This is a genomic window from Niveispirillum sp., from assembly GCF_052437035.1.
In the GTDB taxonomy this organism is placed as follows: domain Bacteria; phylum Pseudomonadota; class Alphaproteobacteria; order Azospirillales; family Azospirillaceae; genus Niveispirillum.
This window is the reverse complement of sequence record NZ_JBQVOH010000005.1, coordinates 16,563-36,196: the sequence shown is the minus strand read 5'-3', so window position 1 is coordinate 36,196 and position 19,634 is coordinate 16,563. Positions and strand designations below refer to the sequence as shown.

The 19,634-nt window shown below is 63.2% G+C and carries 21 protein-coding genes; 17 read left to right on the top strand and 4 right to left on the bottom strand.

From position 1 onward, the window contains the following. Positions 1-33 precede the first annotated feature (33 nt). The 3 genes from ACT6Q8_RS13925 (at position 34) to ACT6Q8_RS13915 (ending at position 1,175) form a co-directional block, all read left to right on the top strand. Positions 34-312, top strand: a complete 279-nt coding sequence (locus ACT6Q8_RS13925; RefSeq protein ID WP_054168321.1) for a YciI family protein — start codon at positions 34-36, stop codon at positions 310-312. Positions 313-426: 114 nt separating this feature from the next. After that, a complete protein-coding gene (locus ACT6Q8_RS13920; RefSeq protein ID WP_444733312.1) occupies positions 427-840 on the top strand; it encodes an EVE domain-containing protein in 414 nt (137 codons plus the stop codon). Beyond that, complete coding sequence (locus ACT6Q8_RS13915; RefSeq protein ID WP_054168323.1) at positions 837-1,175, top strand: Rieske (2Fe-2S) protein; 339 nt, start codon at positions 837-839, stop codon at positions 1,173-1,175. Before ACT6Q8_RS13920 ends, ACT6Q8_RS13915 begins: the two co-directional genes overlap by 4 nt. 6 nt (positions 1,176-1,181) lie before the next feature. Here the strand turns inward: ACT6Q8_RS13915 and ACT6Q8_RS13910 are convergent, their stop codons facing one another. After that, entirely contained in the window at positions 1,182-1,403 is a 222-nt protein-coding gene (locus ACT6Q8_RS13910) for a hypothetical protein (RefSeq protein ID WP_054168324.1), read from the bottom strand. A 281-nt stretch (positions 1,404-1,684) separates the two neighbouring features. Between ACT6Q8_RS13910 and acs the strand changes: the two genes are divergently transcribed. Next, positions 1,685-3,625, top strand: coding sequence for an acetate--CoA ligase (acs, locus tag ACT6Q8_RS13905; RefSeq protein ID WP_444733311.1), 1,941 nt, complete (start codon positions 1,685-1,687; stop codon positions 3,623-3,625). Between the two features lie 304 nt (positions 3,626-3,929). Here acs and ACT6Q8_RS13900 read toward each other — a convergent pair whose 3' ends face one another. Together ACT6Q8_RS13900 and ACT6Q8_RS13895 are read right to left on the bottom strand one after the other, a co-directional pair. After that, positions 3,930-5,204, bottom strand: a complete 1,275-nt coding sequence (locus ACT6Q8_RS13900) for a pentapeptide repeat-containing protein (protein WP_444733310.1) — start codon at positions 5,202-5,204, stop codon at positions 3,930-3,932. A 6-nt stretch (positions 5,205-5,210) separates the two neighbouring features. Beyond that, positions 5,211-6,203, bottom strand: a complete 993-nt coding sequence (locus ACT6Q8_RS13895; RefSeq protein ID WP_054168327.1) for a protein phosphatase CheZ — start codon at positions 6,201-6,203, stop codon at positions 5,211-5,213. Between the two features lie 254 nt (positions 6,204-6,457). On the opposite strand from ACT6Q8_RS13895, the gene ACT6Q8_RS13890 reads away from it, so the two are divergent. After that, on the top strand, positions 6,458-7,342 hold the full coding sequence (locus ACT6Q8_RS13890; RefSeq protein ID WP_444733309.1) for a ribose-phosphate diphosphokinase: 885 nt from the start codon (positions 6,458-6,460) through the stop codon (positions 7,340-7,342). Positions 7,343-7,354: 12 nt separating this feature from the next. Then, on the top strand, positions 7,355-8,512 hold the full coding sequence (locus tag ACT6Q8_RS13885) for a serine hydrolase domain-containing protein (protein WP_444733308.1): 1,158 nt from the start codon (positions 7,355-7,357) through the stop codon (positions 8,510-8,512). On the opposite strand, the gene htpX is transcribed toward ACT6Q8_RS13885, so the two are convergent. After that, complete coding sequence (htpX, locus tag ACT6Q8_RS13880) at positions 8,513-9,472, bottom strand: zinc metalloprotease HtpX (RefSeq protein WP_444733452.1); 960 nt, start codon at positions 9,470-9,472, stop codon at positions 8,513-8,515. Between the two features lie 133 nt (positions 9,473-9,605). On the opposite strand from htpX, the gene ACT6Q8_RS13875 reads away from it, so the two are divergent. The 11 genes from ACT6Q8_RS13875 (at position 9,606) to ACT6Q8_RS13825 (ending at position 19,540) form a co-directional block, all read left to right on the top strand. Next, positions 9,606-9,782, top strand: coding sequence for a succinate dehydrogenase assembly factor 4 (locus ACT6Q8_RS13875; RefSeq protein ID WP_444733307.1), 177 nt, complete (start codon positions 9,606-9,608; stop codon positions 9,780-9,782). 155 nt (positions 9,783-9,937) lie between these two features. Continuing rightward, the gene (locus tag ACT6Q8_RS13870) at positions 9,938-10,414 is read left to right on the top strand and encodes a thermonuclease family protein (RefSeq protein ID WP_444733306.1); all 477 of its coding nucleotides are present in this window, start codon (positions 9,938-9,940) and stop codon (positions 10,412-10,414) included. A 349-nt stretch (positions 10,415-10,763) separates the two neighbouring features. Then, positions 10,764-11,132, top strand: coding sequence for a 30S ribosomal protein S13 (gene rpsM, locus ACT6Q8_RS13865; protein WP_054168332.1), 369 nt, complete (start codon positions 10,764-10,766; stop codon positions 11,130-11,132). Between the two features lie 18 nt (positions 11,133-11,150). Continuing rightward, complete coding sequence (gene rpsK / locus ACT6Q8_RS13860; RefSeq protein ID WP_054168333.1) at positions 11,151-11,549, top strand: 30S ribosomal protein S11; 399 nt, start codon at positions 11,151-11,153, stop codon at positions 11,547-11,549. A gap of 132 nt (positions 11,550-11,681) precedes the next feature. Further along, a complete protein-coding gene (locus tag ACT6Q8_RS13855; RefSeq protein WP_054168334.1) occupies positions 11,682-12,698 on the top strand; it encodes a DNA-directed RNA polymerase subunit alpha in 1,017 nt (338 codons plus the stop codon). A gap of 155 nt (positions 12,699-12,853) precedes the next feature. Then, complete coding sequence (gene rplQ, locus ACT6Q8_RS13850; protein ID WP_054168335.1) at positions 12,854-13,282, top strand: 50S ribosomal protein L17; 429 nt, start codon at positions 12,854-12,856, stop codon at positions 13,280-13,282. 400 nt (positions 13,283-13,682) lie between these two features. Then, on the top strand, positions 13,683-15,824 hold the full coding sequence (gene fusA / locus ACT6Q8_RS13845) for an elongation factor G (RefSeq protein WP_054168336.1): 2,142 nt from the start codon (positions 13,683-13,685) through the stop codon (positions 15,822-15,824). A 91-nt stretch (positions 15,825-15,915) separates the two neighbouring features. Then, positions 15,916-16,815, top strand: coding sequence for a DMT family transporter (locus ACT6Q8_RS13840; RefSeq protein WP_444733305.1), 900 nt, complete (start codon positions 15,916-15,918; stop codon positions 16,813-16,815). Between the two features lie 77 nt (positions 16,816-16,892). After that, entirely contained in the window at positions 16,893-17,570 is a 678-nt protein-coding gene (locus ACT6Q8_RS13835; protein WP_444733304.1) for an FkbM family methyltransferase, read from the top strand. Positions 17,571-17,663: 93 nt separating this feature from the next. Next, positions 17,664-17,927 (top strand): DUF2312 domain-containing protein, encoded by a 264-nt coding sequence (locus ACT6Q8_RS13830; RefSeq protein WP_054168339.1) that lies wholly within the window; start codon positions 17,664-17,666, stop codon positions 17,925-17,927. Positions 17,928-18,085: 158 nt separating this feature from the next. After that, positions 18,086-19,540, top strand: a complete 1,455-nt coding sequence (locus tag ACT6Q8_RS13825) for a TrkH family potassium uptake protein (RefSeq protein ID WP_054168340.1) — start codon at positions 18,086-18,088, stop codon at positions 19,538-19,540. The last annotated feature ends 94 nt before the right edge of the window (positions 19,541-19,634 follow it).

Genomic DNA, 19,634 nt, shown 5'->3' with positions numbered 1-19,634 from the left:
TGGGGTGGACATCGTAACCGACAGGGTCACCCCATGCTGTTCGCCATTTCCTGCCTTGATCATCCGAATTCCCTGGACCTGCGGCTGGCCAACCGCCCGACGCATCTGGACTATCTGAATTCCTATCTGGCGCAGATCGTCGTCGCCGGCCCACTGCTGGATGATGCCGGGGAAAAGCCGGTGGGCAGCCTGCTGGTCATGGATTTCGCCGACAAGGCCAGTGCCGAGGCCTTTGCCGCCGGCGACCCCTATGCCAAGGCCGGGCTGTTCCAGTCGGTCAGCATCCGCCCCTATCGCAAGGTTCTGCCGTAAGGCCGTGGCACCCGGAGGGTGCAGGCTGGCGACCGCCGGCCCGCGCCGCGTGGCGCGTAAGCCAAGTTGCCGGATGGCAGCGCCCGGCGCATGAGGGAGCAAAGGAAAAATATCATGGCCTATTGGCTGGTGAAGTCCGAACCGTTCAAATACGCCTGGGACAAGTTCGTGGCCGATGGCCGCACCCACTGGGATGGCGTGCGCAACCATCAGGCAGCCCTGAACCTGAAGACCATGAAGGTGGGCGACCGGGCCTTCTTCTATCACTCGAACGAGGGGTTGGAGATTGTCGGCATCGCGGAGATCGTGCGCGAGGCCTATCCCGACCCGTCCGATCCCGCCGGTCGGTTCGTGATGGTCGATCTGAAGCCCGTGATGCCCGTGAAAAACCCCGTCACCCTGAAGCAGATGAAGGGTGATCCGGCCCTGGCCGAGATGCAGTTGATCAAGCAGTCGCGCCTGTCCGTCTGCCCCGTCACCGATGATCAATGGACCCATATCTGCGCCCTGGCCGGGGTGCCGGCATGAGCGGCGGCCACGTTCTGTGCCGGGTGGAGGAGATCCCCGACGGCACGGCACGCGGCTTCGACTGGCCGAAGGGTGAGGTGAAGGTGAAGATCCTGGTGGCCCGCAAGGGCGACAGGGTCTTCGGCTACCGCAATGCCTGCCCGCATGTCGGCGTGCCCCTGGAAATGGACCAGGACGATTTCATGAGCATTGATGGCCGCTGGCTTCAGTGCAGCACGCACGGTGCCCAGTTCCGGGTGGAAGACGGCATGTGCGTCATCGGCCCCTGCGCCGGTCGCCCGTTACGGTCAGTGCCGCTGACCGTAACGGATGGTGTGGTGGCGGTGGGGGAGTAGCTCCCGTCACCCCGCCTTTCGCATCACATCGCTGAAATCATCCGTCGCCGTGGCAATACGCCGCGACAGGCAGCGCGCGTCCGCCGCCGCATCGGCAAAGCCCGACGCGCCCACCGGCAGGGACGACAGCAGCAGGTTCAAGGTCATCAGACTGGTGCGCAGACCCAGCCGCGCCGGGTCATCGCCGGGGCCCTGACTGCCGCCCTCTTCGGGAATCACCCCACTCATCCCCTGTCCGCCCTGTTTCCATGCAGTGTTATGTAAATCATACCATGCTGTGCAATGGCCCGCACGCAGTATGGCGGCCCCAACATTTCCCCGGAAAAACCGTTGAATGCGTCGAAATGCGCACGCGACGAATGTACATGTTCCAAACTTGAACGCCGATGCTTACATAAATTGCGTGAACGGACAGAACCCACAGGCGCGGTACACGCAAAAAGCCGGGGTTCGGTTCAAGAGATAAGCGGGACCGGTAATCGCCCGCCAACCTTGGGAGAAACAACGCCATGAGCAGCCCAACCTTCTTTCCTGTCACGGAAGATGTGGCCGCAAGCGCCTGGGTCGACGAAGCCAAGTACAAGGCGATGTACGAACAGTCGGTCAAGGACCCGGAAGGTTTCTGGGGCGCGCATGGCAAGCGCATCGACTGGTTCACCCCATACACCAAGGTGAAGAACACCAGCTTTGAGGGCGATGTCTCCATCCGCTGGTTCGAGGATGGCACCACCAACGTCTCCTACAATTGCGTCGATCGGCATCTGGCCACGCGCGGCGATCAAACGGCCATCATCTGGGAAGGCGACAACCCGGCGGAATCGGCCCACATCACCTATCGCGAACTGCATGAGAAGGTCTGCCGTCTGGCCAATGTGCTGAAGGCACAGGGTGTGAAGAAGGGTGACCGCGTCACCATCTACCTGCCCATGATCCCGGAAGCAGCCTATGCGATGCTGGCCTGTGCCCGCGTCGGCGCCATCCATTCCATCGTGTTCGGCGGCTTCTCGCCCGACAGCCTTTATGACCGCATCGTCGATTGCGACAGCAAGCTGGTCATCACCGCCGATGAAGGCCTGCGCGGTGGCCGCAAGGTGCCGCTGAAGGCCAATGTCGACAAGGCGCTGGAGAAGGCGCCGGGCGTCACCTCGGTCATCGTGGTCAAGCGCACGGGCGGCGACATCGCCTGGAAGGACGGTCGCGACCATTGGTATCATGAGGAAACGGCCAAGGTTTCCGCAGATAATGCGCCAGAGGTGATGGGGGCCGAAGACCCGCTGTTCATCCTCTATACCTCCGGCTCGACTGGCAAGCCCAAGGGCGTGCTGCACACGACCGGCGGCTACCTCGTCTATGCCGCCATGACCCATCAATATGTCTTCGACTATCATGACGGCGACATCTACTGGTGTACCGCCGATGTGGGCTGGGTCACGGGCCACAGCTACATCGTCTATGGCCCGCTGGCCAACGGCGCCACGACCCTGATGTTCGAGGGCATCCCCAACTACCCGTCGGTCAGCCGCTTCTGGGAAGTGATCGACAAGCACAAGGTCAATATCTTCTACACGGCCCCCACCGCCATCCGGGCATTGATGCGCGAAGGTGAAGGCCCGGTGAAGAAGACCAGCCGTGCGTCGCTGCGACTGCTGGGTTCAGTGGGCGAACCGATCAATCCGGAGGCTTGGCTGTGGTATCACGGCGTGGTGGGCGATGGCCGCTGCCCCATCGTCGATACCTGGTGGCAGACGGAAACCGGCGGCATCCTGATCACCCCGCTGCCGGGCGCCATCGGTCAGAAGCCGGGATCGGCCACCCTGCCCTTCTTCGGTGTCCAGCCGCAGGTCGTGGATAATGAAGGCACGATCCTGGAAGGGGCCACTGAGGGCAATCTCTGCATCGTGGATAGCTGGCCCGGCCAGATGCGGACCGTCTTCGGCGATCATGAACGCTTCATCCAGACCTATTTCAGCACCTTCAAGGGTAAGTATTTCACGGGCGACGGCTGCCGCCGTGATGAGGATGGCTATTACTGGATCACGGGCCGCGTCGATGACGTGATCAACGTCTCCGGCCACCGCCTGGGCACCGCCGAGATCGAAAGCGCCCTGGTCGCACATCCCAAGGTGGCAGAGGCTGCCGTGGTCGGCTACCCGCACGACCTGAAGGGCCAGGGCATCTATGCCTATGTGACGCTCAACGCCGGGGAGGACCCGACGGAGGAGTTGCGTAAGGAACTGGTCACCTGGGTGCGCAAGGAAATCGGCCCGATCGCCACACCGGACCTGATCCAATGGGCACCGGGCCTGCCCAAGACCCGGTCGGGCAAGATCATGCGCCGCATCCTGCGCAAGATCGCTGCCAACGAACATGAAGCCCTGGGCGACACCAGCACGCTGGCCGACCCGAATGTCGTTCACGATCTGGTCAACAGCCGCATGAACCGCGGCTGAGGCTTAAGAGGTCTTGAGAAAGGCAGGCGGCGGGGGCAACCCCGCCGCCATTGCTGACTTTGGTCACCGTCTTTGTTACAATCTGCTCCCCAACACCATTCCTGCGCTCAGCCCCCGTCGATGCATCTGGCATCGATGTCGGCGGGCCGTGAACGGTGAAACGCCCCTTTATTTTTTGTTTCATCTGGTTGCATCTGGCTGGAGTTGCCTGACAGGCAGCTCCGAATTCAGCAGGTCGAAGACAACAAAAGCAACCCCTGCCTCTGACAGGGTAGGCCTCGAATAGAACGACCTTTGACTTACCTCAGCCCAGATTGATCCCCCGCGCCGCCTCCAGCGTGGCGCCGGCCATGTCGGCACCGTCCAGGACGGTGGCAGACAGGTCGGCACCGGTGAAGTCGACCAGGGTCAGGTCGGCCCCGCGCAGGATGGCAGCGGCCAGTCGGGCACGGACCAGGGAGGTGCGCAGTTCGTGTCCGCGCGCCGTCTTCAGCTTGGAAAGGTTGGCCTTTTCCATATTGGCGTCGATCAGGTTCGCGCGGTCCATGCAGGCGCCGCGCAGATCGGCGAAGCTGAGATTGGTGGAGCGCAGGTCAGCCCCTGACAGCTGTGCCGCCTGCATCTGGGCACCGCGCATGTCGGCGCCGCGCAGATTGGCCCCCGTGGCCTTCATTAAGGTCAGGACGCGGCCTGCCATGTCGGTGCCTGACAGGTCCAGGCCGCTGATATCCAACTGATGGCCGGCTTGCCCGCCAGTCGCCACCCATTGCGCATGGGCGCGCAGCATGGCGTCCAGCCGTTCGGGCGGCGGCGGGCTGTTGGGCACCTCCTCCGGCGGGGGGGGCGCCGGTGGCATGTCGGGCGAAGGCCCGACGCCGCGCTGGGCCGCTTCCTCATCGGTGCGGATGGCGGCCTGCAGGGCCTGGGCCGAAACCTTGGCACCCGACAGGTCGGCCCCGCGCAGGTCGGCATCGGCCAGGTCGGCCCCATCCAGATTGGCCGACTTGAACTGGGCATTGCGCATGTCGACGCGGGCCAGTTGCGCGCCGGCCATGGTGGCGCCGGAGAAATCCGCCTCCCGCGCGCAAGAACCGGTCAGGCGGGCACGCGTCAGGTCGGCATTGATCATGACGGCGGATGAGATGTCGGCGGGCCCGATCTCAAGCCCCAGCACCTTGAAATCGGTGCGCGTGCTGACGGCCATGTTGCCGTCGCGCAGATCGCATTCCACCATCTTGGCGCCGCGCAGGATGGCCCCGCGCAGGCTGGCGGCACGCAGGTCGGTCCGCATCAGCTGCGCGCCCGACAGATCGGCATTGGACAGGTCACAACCGAACAAGTCGGCATAGTCCAGCTTGGCCCCGACAAAGCTGGTGCCGCGTAGGATGGCGCCCGACAGGTTGGCATTGGTCAGGTTGCGGGCATTGAAGGACATGCCCGACAGGTCGAAGAAAGGCAGGCTCAGCTTCGCCCCGCCCTGCATGCCCGACAGGTAGGCCAGATGCCGTTCGCACGCGCGGTCCAGCTGCGCCTGGGACAGGCGCACGCGGGGAGCGACATTGTTGCCGTCTGCGGACATGGCGGCTTACCCGAACAAGGCGTCGATATCGGCCTGCGACACCGTCGCACCCGCTGCCGGTGGCGGCGGGGGTGGTGGGGGAGGCGGCGGAGGAGGAGGTGGTGGTGGGGGAGGCGGCGGCGGAGGGGGCGGTGGCGCCATCTCTTCCTCCGACAATCCCCAGTCGTCCATATTGTTCAGATCATCATTGGCATCGGCCTTGGCGGGCGTCGCCGGGCCATCCAGACTGTCGAACAGGGCGTCGATATTGGCCTGGCTGACGGCCTCCAGCGCGGGACCGTGCAGCAGGTGCTTGTCCGGGCGGTCATCGTCGGGGCGCAGGGCGATAAGGCCGTCGGAACCGACCTTCTTGCTGCCGACCTCCGTATCCTCCACGCCCCAGATCTCGATCATGGTGTTCACGCGCTGCTCGATATAGCGCAGCGTGTTGACAACCTTCGTCGTGCGCTGACCGGTAATGTCCTGGAACGAACAGGCAGTCATGATCTCGATGGTCTGGGCATCGATATCGTTGGTGATGTCGCTGGACGGCAGACGGGAAACCAGGGCCTGAATGCGTTCCGTCGCATTCAGAATATCGGAGGTGGCGCGCTCGGTGGCGGTGACGATGGCGTCCAGTTCGTTCGTGGCCGCCATGATGCGGTTGGCACCGGCATCCATGGGGCGCAGCTGGGCAATCTCCTGCCGCGTCTGCTCGATATAGTTGGAGAGCTGTTTCAGCTCCTCCCGCATGATGTGGATATGCGGGCTCTGGTCGGCCACCGCAGCAGCAGCAGCGCCGCCGGTACCGCCGATCCCCTGCAGGCGGCCCACCTGTTCCGTCATGCTGGACAAGAGCGCGCGCCAGTCATCCTGGGCCACGATGCGTGTCTGCCGGTCGCGCTGACGCAGGAAAGCGCGACCACGGGCGGACGCCATCAGCGCCTCCTCCAGGGCAGCGTACTCCTTGTCGGAGAGTTCCAACGGATCCATGCCGCTGCTACCGCCAAGCCCCCACATCGGGCCACCCCTTTCAAACGACGCCAGAGCAAAGATGCCGCTAACGCAACGACCGAAGCAAGCCGCCTGTCAGCGGTCCCCGGAACAATTGCCGAAGTATGAACCACGCCCCTGGATATTACAGTCGATAATTAAAAACGCCAAATTTCGCCATACTCATTTGCCATCCCCCGCTTCGGGCGTGCGTCGCGGGGCCGCTCCGGTGTAATTTGCCCCGTAGGTCACAAGAGCGGCCGGGTGGGGATGGAACAAGCATGGATATTCTGATCGGCTTTCCCGAAGGGGCGGCATTGGCCGGCAACCTTGCGGCGCGCACGGGCCTTCCCCTGCACCAGGTTTCGCTGCACCGATTCCCCGATGGTGAAAGCCTTGTCCGGCTGGAGGCGGCACCCGAACGCGCCATCATTGTGCGGTCGCTGGATCAGCCCAACGCCAAGCTGGTGGAGTTGCAATTCCTGGCCGGCGCCCTGCGGGAACGGGGTGCCAAGGAACTAACCCTGGTCGCCCCCTATCTGGCCTATATGCGCCAGGATATGGAGTTCCGGCCCGGCGAGGTGGTGAGCCAGCGCATCATGGGCCGCTGGCTGGGTGGGCTGTTCGACCGGATCATCACCGTCGATCCGCATCTGCACCGCACCCATGATCTGGGTGAGGTATTTCCCGGTGGTCGTTCCGCCGCCCTGACCGCCGGCCCCCTGCTGGGCGCCTGGGCCAGGGCGCAGGGCGCGGCGGACCAGGGCTGGATCGTCCTGGGCCCCGATGAAGAATCGGACCATCTGGTGGAAGGGGCCGCCAGGGCCGCCAGCGTGCAGGGCATTGTCGGCCTGAAGGTGCGGCGCGGCGACCATGACGTCTCGGTCGGCCTACCGGAAGGCACCGACCTGACGGGGCGTACGATCCTGTTCGTGGATGACATCATCAGTTCCGGCGGCACGCTGATCGATGCCGCAAAGGTGGCCTATGCCCATGGGGCCGCCCGCGTCCTGGCGGCCACGGTGCATGCCGTCTTCCCGATGGAGCGGCTGGAAGCCTTCAAGGCGGCGGGCATTGACACTGTCGTGTCTGCCGACGGCATCCCGCATCCGACCAACGCCATCGGCCTGTCGGACCTGATTGCCGATTGTCTGGCCATTCTTTGAAGGGGTGACAGCATGGTGCGGCGGCTGCGGTGGTTTCTGGCGGGTATTGCGCTGACATTCGTGGCTGCCGGTGCGCGGGCGCAGACGGACCTGACGCCTGTTTTCCAGCAGGCGCTGGAAAAGGCCGCGACTGCCCTGCCCGACAGCCCCGGCATCGCGGTGATGGTGCAGGCACCCCGCCGGGGCATCGACTGGCGCGGTGCCGTCGGCAAGGCCGATCCGGCAGGCACGGCCCTGACGCCCGACCATCCGTTCCGCGTGGCCAGCATCACGAAGGCCTTTGTCGGGGCCGCCGTCCTGCGGCTGGAGGAAGAGGGCAAGCTGTCACTGGCGCAGCCCATCGCCCCGCTGATCGCGCCGGAAACAGCGGCGTTGCTGCGCAGCGGCGGCTACGATCCCGACCGCATCACGGTTCGGCAATTGCTGGACCATACCAGCGGCCTGCGCGATTTCTATGATGACCCCGCCTATGAAAAGGCCATGCTGTCACAGCCGCAGCGGCGTTGGAGCCGGGCCGAGCAGATCGCCATCGCCATGAAGGTCGGCCCCGCCCATGGCGCGCCGGGCGAGCGATTCCATTATGTGGATACCGGCTACTCCCTGCTGGGCGAGATCCTGGAGCGGACCACGGGGCAGGGCATGGGGCCGGCCCTACGCCAACTGCTGCCCTATGAAAGACTGGGGTTGAGGCACACTTGGCTGGAAAGCCTGGAGCCTGCACCGGCGGGGGTAAGGCCACGCGCCCATCAATATGCATCCGGCGTCGACATGACGGCGGCAGACCCATCCTATGATCTCTATGGCGGTGGCGGGCTTGTCTCCACGCTTGATGATGTTGGACGGCTGTTCCGGGGCATCCTGCAAGGCGATGTCTTTCGGACCCCCGCCACCCTGGCCTCGGCCCTGACCCTGGTCAGCGCACAATCAGGCGAGGGCTATATGATGCAGGCGCGTCCGGCCCTGTTCGCGCCAGAGAAGGTGGGGCCGCATTCCTGTCTGGGTCTGGGCGGCTATTACGCGGCGCTGGTGGTGCATTGCCCTTCCATCGACCTGACCATCGGTTTCAGCGCCAATGCGGCCAATCCCGACAGTTTCGACGTGGCCAGCACCTTCATGGCGGCGGTCGGGGCGGCGTTGGGCACCACACCGTCCGCCGCCCCCGCGCGGTAATCAACCCCAGGGCAGACCACGCTTACGCGTACCACCCGCATCCGGAACGGTGCCGCCCCGGCGGGTGGGCGTGCTGGCCGGACGCTGCGGCGGGACAGAGCCGCCCATCACCATGCTGCGAAGGCGGCGCACACGCTCCGCCGTGCTGGGGTGGGTAGAGAACAGGCTGTCCACGCCCCGCCCATGCAGCGGGTTGATGATAAACATATGGGCGGTGGCGGGATTATTCTCCGCCGCCTGATTGGTCACGCGGGCCGCCGTGCCCTGGATACCCTCCAGCGCATCAGCTAGCCAGTCGGGCCGGCCACTGATCTCCGCCCCCATCCGGTCGGCCTCATACTCGCGGCTTCGGCTGATGGCCATCTGCACCAGCATGGCGGCAATCGGCGCCAGGATGGAGACCAGGATCACGCCGACAAAGCCCAGCGGGTTGCTGCGGTTCTCACCATCATTGGAATGGGAGCCGCCGAAGAACATGGCGAAATTGGCCAGCATGGACAGGGCACCGGCCAGCGTCGCCGTGATGGTCATGATCAGCGTGTCGCGGTTCTTGATATGCGCCAGTTCATGCGCCATCACGCCCGCCACCTCCTCCGCCGACAGGCGGTTCAGCAGGCCGGTGGTGGCGGCAACGGCGGCATTCTCTGGATTGCGGCCCGTGGCAAAGGCGTTGGGCTGGTCATTATCGATGATATAGACCTTGGGCATGGGCAGTTCGGCCCGCTGCGCCAGACGCTGTACCATTGTGTAGAATTGCGGGGCCGTGGCGGCATCCACCTGGCGCGCGCCATACATGCGCAGCACCATCTTGTCGGAATTCCAATAGGCAAAGGCGTTCATGGCCACGGCCACGCCCAGCGCGATGACCATGCCCGACTGCCCGCCCAGCATAAAGCCGACGGCCAGGAAAAGGCCCGTCAACCCAGCCAGCAGCATGGCGGTGCGGAAATAGCCGTTCATGTTCTTACCCCAAGGCTCCTTCATGCCTGATCCGTTAAGCGGCCCAACCGACCGCCTTTCCTGATATGGCCCCTGCCCTGCCCGCATCAAGGCTTGGCAGGGTAACGGTCACGCGCCATATCTGCGGAGAAAGATGATGGAGAGCGCCATGACCGACGAAAAGAAGACCCTGGAACAGTCCGCAGCAGACCAGTCCCCAGTCCGCAAGCCGCCCGTCAAGCAGCCGCCGGGAGAGATTGGCGGCCCCACCGGCCCGGAGCCGACACGCTTTGGCGACTGGGAATTCAAGGGGCGTTGCAGCGACTTCTGATCTTTCCGGTTGCATTAACGCCTACTAGTGGGTTCGTTTTGCGCTAATGATCCTAAGTGTATTCAATTTAGGACGAGGGTCTTAAATTCCTGTTCCGTTCCGGACGGCTTCAGCTTAGATTATGCGAAAGCCCCATTAACAGATCGCCGATACCCATGTTGCGCCCGCGCCCTCTGCTGCTGTCGGCCCTGGCCGTTGCCCTGCTGATGCTGAGCGCGGTGCCGTCGCTGGCGGTCAGCCGGGTCAGCGGCCCGCTGGCGGCGCGGGTGACGGAAGTCGTGGATGGCGATACGCTGGGTGTGCGCGTCACCATCTGGCTGGACCAGGAAGTGACGACCAGGGTCCGTGTCGATGGCATCGACACACCGGAAAGCCGGTCCGACTGCGCTGATGAAAAGCGCATGGCGCAGGAGGCGCGGCAGAAACTGGCGACCCTGGTGGCTCCCGCCACGGAAGGCAAAGGCGATGGCACCATCCGCCTGCATGATGTCGAATATGACAAGTTTGGCGGGCGGGTGCGGGCACGGGTGAGCCTGGCCGACGGCACCGATCTGGCCCAGGCCATGATCAAGGCCGGCCATGCCCGCCCCTACAAGGGCGGCAAGCGCCAGCCCTGGTGCGCGGGAACGTGATACCGACAGGCAGCCGCAGGGGTTCAGCCATGCGGCAAACCCTTGTCCGCCCATGCTTCCCGCACATTGTTGCGGCTTGACTCCGATTTGCCCCTGCCTATACTCCGCGCCTCTGATCCCGATCCAAAGGGATTGGACGCGCGCGATCATGCCCGCCCGTCAGCCTGGAAAGGCTGGGGGAGGATCATGTCGTGCGTATGCATTTGGAGGCCCTGGCATCCGCCGGGTTTCTTCGGATGAGATGTCCCGAAGCCGACCGGACGCCCCGCCACGGGTACCGGAGCCGGCAGGCGGGATGTGGACGAAGATCGTCCGGTCATCGTGGCCGGACATAACGAGGAGAAGACACGTGGCGCGTATCGCTGGCGTCAATATCCCCACCGCAAAGCGTGTGGTGATCGCCCTTCAGTACATTCACGGCATCGGCCCGAAGTTCGCTTCTGACATCTGCTCCAAGGTCGGCATCCCGGCTGAGCGTCGTGTCAATCAGCTGACCGACGACGAAGTTCTGCGCATCCGCGAGACGATCGACGCCGACTACAAGGTCGAAGGCGACCTGCGTCGCGAAACCGCCATGAACATCAAGCGTCTGATGGACATGGTGGCTTATCGTGGCCTGCGTCACCGCAAGGGCCTGCCCGTTCGTGGTCAGCGCACGCATACCAATGCGCGCACCCGTAAGGGCCCGGCCAAGCCGATCGCCGGCAAGAAGAAGTAAGAGACGGAGTAAGACCAAATGGCCAAGCCCAATGCCAACGCCGCACGTCTTCGCCGTCGCGAGCGCAAGAACATCACCTCTGGCGTCGCTCATGTGAACGCCAGCTTCAACAACACCATGATCACCATCACCGACGCCCAGGGCAACACCATTGCCTGGTCCTCGTCGGGCACGATGGGCTTCAAGGGTTCGCGCAAGTCCACGCCCTACGCCGCCCAGATGGCTGCTGAGGACGCGGGCCGCAAGGCCCAGGAACATGGCATGAAGACGCTGGAAGTCGAAGTGAAGGGTCCGGGTTCGGGCCGTGAATCGGCTCTGCGCGCGCTGCAGTCGATCGGCTTCCAGATCACGTCCATCCGCGACGTGACGCCGATCCCGCACAACGGCGTTCGCCCGCCGAAGAAGCGTCGCGTCTGATTTCTGTTAGTCATCGTCCCGGAACAGCATCCGTTCGGGAAAGGCCGCCACACGCCATCGTGGCAGCCCAGAATAGAGCGGATATCCCTGTTCCGGGACGTTGTTTTGTCCCCGATGGCATGAGGCACAGCCGTGATCCAGAAGAACTGGCAGACTCTCGAAAAGCCGAACAAGTTGGAAATCACGCCGGGTAACGACCCGAAGCGTGAAGCCCTGATCGTTGCCGGCCCGCTTGAGCGTGGTTTCGCTCTGACGCTGGGCAATTCGCTGCGTCGCGTCCTGCTCTCCTCTCTGCAGGGTGCCGCTGTCACGTCGATCCATATCGACGGCGTGCTGCATGAATTCTCGTCGATCCCCGGCGTGCGCGAAGATGTGACGGACATCGTCCTGAACATTAAGGCCATGGCGCTGAAGATGGGTGCCGAAGGCCCCCGCCGCATGCGTCTGCGCGCCGAAGGCCCGTGCAACGTCGTTGCCGGCATGATCGACACCGGCGCCGATATCGAGGTGCTGGACCCCGATCACGTCATCTGCACGCTGGATGCCGGCGCGCGCCTGAACATGGAACTGACCGTTCATTCGGGCAAGGGCTACATCCCGGCCTCCATGAACCGTCCGGAAGATGCTCCGATCGGCCTGATCCCGGTCGACAGCATTTTCTCCCCCGTCCGCAAGGTCGCCTATAAGGTGGAAAACACCCGCGTCGGCCAGACCACGGACTATGACAAGCTGCTGCTGACCGTTGAGACCAACGGCGCAGTCACGCCGGAAGACGCGGTGGCCATCGCCGCCCGCATCCTGCAGGACCAGCTGCAGATGTTCATCAATTTCGAAGAGCCGCAGGCAGCCGTGGCCGAGTCGAAGGCGGACGAGATCCCCTTCAACAAGAACCTGCTGCGCAAGGTGGACGAGCTGGAACTGTCGGTTCGTTCGGCCAACTGCCTCAAGAACGACAACATCGTCTATATCGGCGATCTGGTGCAGAAGACCGAGGCGGAGATGCTCCGTACCCCGAACTTCGGCCGCAAGTCGCTGAACGAAATCAAGGAAGTGCTGGCCCAGATGGGTCTGCATCTCGGCATGGAAATCCCGAACTGGCCGCCCGAGAATATCGAGGACTTGGCCAAGCGTCTGGAAGAGCCGTACTGAGCTTGATTTTACGGGCGGGGCCGTCTAGGTTCCGCCCCCTGTTTCACTTTGGGCATTCCGCCCACCCCTGCCGTACTGGCCCATGCGGGTACCGGCGCTTGCGGGGATCGCCATCGGTTCCGCCCAGCGGGGCCATGCTATGAAGGAGAGTACCCATGCGTCATGGAATGTCCGGGCGTAAGTTCAGCCGCACCACCTCCCACCGTCTGGCCATGTTCTCCAACATGGCGAACGCCCTGATCAAGCACGAGCAGATCAAGACGACCCTGCCGAAGGCCAAGGACCTGCGTCCGATCGTCGAAAAGCTGATCACGCTGGGCAAGAAGGGCGGCCTCGCCAACAAGCGTCTGGCCTATGCCGAGCTGCGCGACAATGCCGTTGTGGACAAGCTGTTCACCGTCATCGCCGAGCGTTACAAGGATCGCAACGGTGGTTACACCCGCGTCCTGAAGGCTGGCTTCCGTTACGGCGACAACGCCCCGATGGCCATCATCGAGTTCGTTGACCGCGACACGGCCGCCAAGGGCCAGGACAGCGGCCCGGTGCTGGTGAAGGACGAGGACGGCGAAGAAGCCGCCGCCTGATCCAGGCCGACCGTAAAAGGTTGAGAGAGACCCCGCCGGGAGCGATCCCGGCGGGGTTTTTCGTTTTCACCCGACGGATCACCAGAACAGACACGAGCGCCGCGAGAGGCCACGGCGTGGCGGTACTGGTGAGTATCCGGCAACATCGCGATGCCGTAATAACACCATCGCCCACGCGCTTACCCGTCATGCCATATCCCCCCTTGGCATAAGGGCGCATCCGCGCTACATAGGCCGCCACCGGGGAACCGAGGCGCTTGGCGCTGACGGCACCCCGGTTTTTTTCGTGCGGGATGGGCGCTGCGGCATCGTGGTTCCTCCCGCCTCATCCACGCACTCGACCTCACCACGCCGGGTCGGTTGATCTTTTGACACGACGCTGGACGACGGAGCCCTTCTTATGCCCCGCACTACCCCGCTTTCTGATATCCGGAATATCGGCATCATCGCCCACGTCGATGCCGGCAAGACGACCACGACTGAGCGCATCCTGTACTATACCGGTCGTAAGCACACGATCATCGACGTTCATGATACCAAGGATCTGAAGACGTCGACGACGACCGACTACATGGAGCAGGAGCAGAAGCGCGGCATCACGATTCAGTCGGCCGCCGTGTCCTGCCATTGGAAGGGCAAGAAGATCAACGTCATCGACACCCCGGGCCACGTGGACTTCACCATTGAGGTGAACCGCTCGCTCCGCGTGCTCGACGGCGCTGTTGTGGTGTTCGACGGTGTGGCCGGCGTGGAGCCGCAGACCGAGACGAACTGGCGCCTCGCGGACAACTACAAGGTTCCGCGCATGTGCTACATCAACAAGATGGACCGGTCGGGCGCGAACTTCCGCCGTACCGTGAAGATGGTCGTTGACCGTCTGGGCTCCCGCCCCATCTGCCTGCAGATGCCGATCGGCTCGGAAGACGATTTCCACGGCATGATCGACCTCGTCGAGATGAAGGCTTATGTCTGGTTCTCCGAGGAGAAGGACAGCAAGTGGGAAATCTGGGACGTTACGGACGATCTGGCTGACAAGCTGAAGATCACCAACGCCTATGACCGCGAGCTGCTGAGCCAGTACGCCACGTACCGTCAGGACCTGGTCGAAGCCTGCGTGGAGCAGGACGACGCGGCGATGGAAGCCTATCTGGAAGGCACCGAGCCGTCGGCTGAGAAGCTGCGCGAGTGCATCCGCAAGGCCACGCTGAACGGCGCCTTCGTGCCGGTTCTGTGCGGTTCCTCGTACAAGAACAAGGGCGTGCAGCAGCTGCTCGACGCCGTTGTCTGGTACCTGCCGGCCCCGACCGACGTGGAAGCCATCAAGACGGTGGACCCCGATGGTAACCCGAATGGCGAGCGTCTGTGCTCTGACGACGAGCCGTTCTCCGGCTTGGCGTTCAAAGTGCTGAACGACAAGTACGGTTCGCTGACCTTCGTGCGCGTCTACTCGGGCGTCGTCACCAAGGGCACGACCCTGCTGAACACCACCCGTGGCAAGCGCGAGCGTATCGGCCGTATCGTGGAAATGTTCGCCAAGGACACCAACGATCTGGAAGAATGCCGCGCCGGTGACATCGTCGCCTTCGTGTCGCTGGCCGAAACGGATACCGGTGATACGCTGTGCGATGCCACCGCCCCCGTGGTGCTGGAGCGCATGCGCTTCCCCGAGCCCGTGATCTCCGTCTCGATCGAGCCGAAGAACCGCGCTGACCAGGATAAGTTCGGCGCCGCTATCGGCAAGATGGTCCGTGCCGATCCGTCCCTGCGTCTGGAAACCGACCGTGAAACCGGTCAGACCCTGCTGCGCGGCATGGGAGAACTGCACCTGGAAGTCACCCTGGACCGCGTCCGCACCGAATATGGTGTGGAAGGCGTCATGGGCCGTCCGCAGGTCGCCTATCGCGAGACGATCACCCGCAACGTCACGCACATCTACACCCACAAGAAGCAGACCGGCGGTTCGGGCCAGTTCGCAGAAGTGAAGATCGTGTTCGAGCCGCAGGAGCGCGGTCAGGGCTATACTTTCGTCGACCAAGTCGTCGGTGGTACCGTTCCCCGCGAATACATCCCCTCGGTGGACAAGGGCCTGCAGATGCAGAAGGAAGACGGCGTCATCGCCGGCTACCCGACTGTGGACTTCAAGGCCACCCTGATCGACGGTAAGTACCATGACGTCGACTCGAACGCCCTGACGTTCGAAATCGCCGCCAAGGCCTGCTTCCGCGAAGCCATGAAGCTGGCAGGGCCCGTTCTGCTGGAACCGATCATGAAGGTCGAGGTTGTGGTTCCGGAAGATTATCTGGGTGACGTGATCGGCGACGTGAACCGTCGTCGTGGCACGATCCTGGGTCAGCTGGAGCGTGGCAACAACATCGCCGTCGAAGCTCATGTGCCGCTGTCCGACATGTTCGGTTACATCGGTCAGCTGCGCGGCATGACCTCGGGCCGTGGTTCGTTCACGATGGAATTCTCGCACTACGATCCGGTGCCGAGGAACGTCGCTGACGAAATCGTTGCCAAGCAGGGCAAGAACAACGGCTGATCCCGATAACCTCGCGTTATCAGATCCGTGCGTAAGGTCGACGGCCGCTCCCTCAACCGGGGCGGCCGTTTGCCGTTTCAGGATGTTTTGAATGAACACCCCCTCCTCCCACTCCGGTAGCCTGACCGCCCCCGATTGGGGAAGGCTGGCACCTGCCCTGTTCGTGCTGTTGTGGAGCACGGGCTTCATCGGCGGCAAGCTGGGCCTTCCGCATGCGGAGCCGCTGACCTTCCTGCTCTGGCGCATGGCGCTGGTGGCCGTTGTGCTGCTGGCTTTGTCGGCTTGGCAGAAGGCTCCCTGGCCCGGCTCCTGGGGCACTGTCGGGCATATCGCCGTGGCGGGCCTGCTGGTGCATGGCGTCTATCTGGGGGGCGTGTTCGGTGCCTTGAAGCAGGGCATACCCGCCGGCAGCGTGGCCCTGATCGTGGGCTTGCAGCCCCTGTTGACGGCGCTGGTCGCGGGGCCCCTGCTGGGGGAGCGCATCACGGGCCGGCAATGGCTGGGCTTTGCCCTGGGTCTAGCCGGCGTGACGGCGGTGGTGTGGGAGAAGCTGTCGCTGAATATTGGCGGGCCGTTGGGCATCGGCTTGTCGGTGGCGGCCCTGCTGGGCATCTCCATCGGCACGCTCTATCAGAAACGCTATTGCGCCGACATGGACCTGCGTACGGGTACCACCATTCAGTATGCCGCCACCGGAACGGTACTGGCCGTGCTGGCCCCCATGCTGGAGACGATGCAGGTCAATTGGACCGCTGATTTCGTGTTCGCGCTGGCCTGGCTGTGTCTGGTCCTGTCCGTCGGCGCCATCTTCCTGCTGTTCGCCCTGATCCGGCGGGGTGCCGCCTCCAAGGTGGCCAGCCTGTTCTACATGGTCCCGCCCGTCACGGCCCTGATGGCCTGGGCCCTGTTCGGGGAGAAGCTGGGGCCATTGGCGTTGGGTGGCATGGCCATCACGGCGGTTGGCGTGGCACTGGTGCTGCGGCGTGGATAAGTAACCGTTCGCTGTCATCAGGACCTGTAGTAGCCTAGCCACGCCGATCAAGGACCGGCTGCCACAGGAGATACTGAATGCTGTCAGCTCTGGAAATCATCGCGAAGTTGCGATGCCCGATGCCGAAGGGCGTAGTCCAGGTTGGCGCCAATGCAGGTCAGGAACTGCAAAGTTTTTACGATGCCGGCGTGCATCAGGGCGTTTTCATCGAACCGCTGGACGCTCCCTTCACTGTTTTGCAGCGCTTATGCGCTTCGGTGCCCGGCTATCTGCCCATCCAGGCGGTGTGCGGTGCGAGGGATGGGGAGGACGTGACATTCCACGTCGCTAACAATTTCGGCGCGAGTTCCAGCACGCTGAAGCCGCTCGGGCATCTGGAGGATTATCCGCATGTGGATTTCGTGGCCGAACAGAAGCTGACCAGCTTCACCCTGGACCGGGTCATGGACACCGTTCATCACCACCGCCCGGATCTCTCCGGCAATTTAAGCCTGCTATACATGGATGTGCAGGGGGCGGAGTTGAGTGTGTTGAAGGGCGCAACCAGAACCCTTCAACACATCGACTATATCTACACGGAGATCGGACTGGGTGACACGTACGAGAATGACGTGGCGATGGAAGATCTTTTTATGTTCCTGAAAATGTTCGGCTTTCGCCTGGTGGAAATGACGATGATCGGGGACGGTGCAGGCGGCGGCGGTGCCGGCAACGCCTTTCTATGCCGCTACACAGACCGGCGCTGGGGGCGGTGACGAGGGGGCCTGCTCGCAACCAGCTTGCGTCCCCGGCCCCGGCTGGATAAGGTCCCGGCACTTTCCAACATACTTGCCAAGGTAAGAGACACCATGTCTGACGCCGCAACCTCCAATGATGTCGGCGGAATCGCGGCCGACCGCCTGCGTTCCTTCATTGAGCGCATCGAGCGCCTGGAGGAAGAAAAGAAGGGCATCCAGGACGATATCAAGGACATCTATGCCGAGGCCAAGGGCACCGGCTTTGATACCAAGGTGATGCGCCAGATCATCCGCATCCGCCGGATGGAAAAGGAAGACCGTCAGGAAATGGACGCGCTTCTGGAACTGTACAAGGCAGCCCTGGGGATCGAGTGACCCCAGCGACCTGATTGTCCGTGACGGCCGGGGATTTCCCCGGCCGTTGCCTTTCCGGGCCGGCAAAGCGGGCTTGACTGCCATGCCGCCTTCAACAAGGGTGTGTCCGTGTTCCGCGCCAGACCGGCTGCGGTTTCCCGTCAAGCCGCCGGAGTGCCATGCTCTCCCTGGACGTCCGTCCCATCTTCTATGTGATCGGTGCGCTTTTGTCCGTCATCGCGGTTGCGATGGTGGCGCCGATGATTGCCGATCTGGCGGCGGGGCAGGATGATTGGCGGGTCTTTGCCGTCTCCTCGGGCCTGACATTGTTTTTCGGCGTGCTGCTGATGCTGACGAATCGGGCGGAACGCATTGCCCTTTCGCTGCGTCAGACCTTTGTGCTGACCACGTTCGCATGGATTGTTGTAGGTGCTTTTGCCGCCCTGCCTTTCACCTTGGCTGAACAGCGCCTGACCTACGCCAACGCCTATTTCGAGGCCATGTCCGGCCTTACGACGACGGGCGCCAGCGCCTATGCCACGGTGCAGACCCTGCCGCCCGGCCTGCTGCTGTGGCGGTCTCTGCTGGTCTGGCTGGGCGGGATCGGCATTGTCGGCATGGGCATCGTTATCCTGCCCTTCCTGCGGGTTGGCGGGATGCAGCTATTCCGCAGCGAGTCATCGGACAAGTCGGACAAGGTGGTGCCGAGAGCCGCCGACATGGCCCTGGGCTTTGGCTGGGTCTATCTGGCGCTGACGATCGCCTGCATCATCATGCTGCGCCTGGCCGGCATGCCGATGTTCGACGCCATCAACCATTCCATGACCGCCTTGGGCACCGGGGGCTTCTCTACCAAGGATACCTCGGTCGGTTATTTCCAGAATGCCGGCGTGGAATGGACCCTGGCCTTGTTCATGTTCCTGGGCAGCCTGCCCTTTGTCCGCTTCATCTCCATGATCAAGGGCGATACCAAGGCGCTGTGGCATGACAGCCAGGTCCGGAACTACACCGCCTTTACCCTTATCGTTTCGGGCTTACTGGCCCTTTATGTGATCGCCAAGGACCATCTGGACCCGATGGAGGCGATCCGCCATTCGGTGTTCAACTGCGTCTCCCTGATCACCACGACGGGCTTTGCCTCTACCGATTATCTCGCCTGGGGCCATGGTCCCGTGGCCCTGTTTTTTATCCTGACCCTGGTGGGGGGATGCACGGGCTCCACCTCCGGCGGGATCAAGATGTTCCGGTTTGAGATTCTGTGGCTGGCCCTACGTATGCAGATCAACCGGCTGTTCAGCCCGAACCGGGTTATCCCACTGACCTATAACGGCAAGCCCGTCGATAATGATGTCATCATCTCCGTGATGAGCTTCACCTTCCTCTATATCGCCCTGATCCTGATCTTTGCGGTGCTGCTGGGCCTGACGGGGCTCGATTATGTGACCGCCATTTCGGCCGCCGCCACGGCCCTGGGCAATGTCGGTCCCGGCCTCAGCCCCATGATCGGGCCGGTCGGCAATTACGAGCCGCTGCATGATTTCGCGGTCTGGATCATGTCGCTGGCCATGCTGCTGGGCCGGTTGGAACTGTTCACGGTCTTCGTGCTGCTCAGCCCCTCCTTCTGGCGCCGCTGACACAGCCTCTCGACAGGCACGCCCCGACAATTTAAACATCTGTTTGAAGGCCTGAGCACGACTCGGGGGCCGTGAACAGATATCGGGAGGATGC

Coding starts and splice junctions, on each gene's coding strand:
- ACT6Q8_RS13925 (WP_054168321.1), top strand. CDS start 34: ATGCTGTTCGCCATTTCCTGCCTTGATCATCCGAATTCCCTGGACCTG.
- ACT6Q8_RS13920 (WP_444733312.1), top strand. CDS start 427: ATGGCCTATTGGCTGGTGAAGTCCGAACCGTTCAAATACGCCTGGGAC.
- ACT6Q8_RS13915 (WP_054168323.1), top strand. CDS start 837: ATGAGCGGCGGCCACGTTCTGTGCCGGGTGGAGGAGATCCCCGACGGC.
- ACT6Q8_RS13910 (WP_054168324.1), bottom strand. CDS start 1,403: ATGAGTGGGGTGATTCCCGAAGAGGGCGGCAGTCAGGGCCCCGGCGAT.
- acs (WP_444733311.1), top strand. CDS start 1,685: ATGAGCAGCCCAACCTTCTTTCCTGTCACGGAAGATGTGGCCGCAAGC.
- ACT6Q8_RS13900 (WP_444733310.1), bottom strand. CDS start 5,204: ATGTCCGCAGACGGCAACAATGTCGCTCCCCGCGTGCGCCTGTCCCAG.
- ACT6Q8_RS13895 (WP_054168327.1), bottom strand. CDS start 6,203: ATGTGGGGGCTTGGCGGTAGCAGCGGCATGGATCCGTTGGAACTCTCC.
- ACT6Q8_RS13890 (WP_444733309.1), top strand. CDS start 6,458: ATGGATATTCTGATCGGCTTTCCCGAAGGGGCGGCATTGGCCGGCAAC.
- ACT6Q8_RS13885 (WP_444733308.1), top strand. CDS start 7,355: ATGGTGCGGCGGCTGCGGTGGTTTCTGGCGGGTATTGCGCTGACATTC.
- htpX (WP_444733452.1), bottom strand. CDS start 9,472: ATGAACGGCTATTTCCGCACCGCCATGCTGCTGGCTGGGTTGACGGGC.
- ACT6Q8_RS13875 (WP_444733307.1), top strand. CDS start 9,606: ATGATGGAGAGCGCCATGACCGACGAAAAGAAGACCCTGGAACAGTCC.
- ACT6Q8_RS13870 (WP_444733306.1), top strand. CDS start 9,938: ATGTTGCGCCCGCGCCCTCTGCTGCTGTCGGCCCTGGCCGTTGCCCTG.
- rpsK (WP_054168333.1), top strand. CDS start 11,151: ATGGCCAAGCCCAATGCCAACGCCGCACGTCTTCGCCGTCGCGAGCGC.
- rplQ (WP_054168335.1), top strand. CDS start 12,854: ATGCGTCATGGAATGTCCGGGCGTAAGTTCAGCCGCACCACCTCCCAC.
- fusA (WP_054168336.1), top strand. CDS start 13,683: ATGCCCCGCACTACCCCGCTTTCTGATATCCGGAATATCGGCATCATC.
- ACT6Q8_RS13840 (WP_444733305.1), top strand. CDS start 15,916: ATGAACACCCCCTCCTCCCACTCCGGTAGCCTGACCGCCCCCGATTGG.
- ACT6Q8_RS13835 (WP_444733304.1), top strand. CDS start 16,893: ATGCTGTCAGCTCTGGAAATCATCGCGAAGTTGCGATGCCCGATGCCG.
- ACT6Q8_RS13830 (WP_054168339.1), top strand. CDS start 17,664: ATGTCTGACGCCGCAACCTCCAATGATGTCGGCGGAATCGCGGCCGAC.
- ACT6Q8_RS13825 (WP_054168340.1), top strand. CDS start 18,086: ATGCTCTCCCTGGACGTCCGTCCCATCTTCTATGTGATCGGTGCGCTT.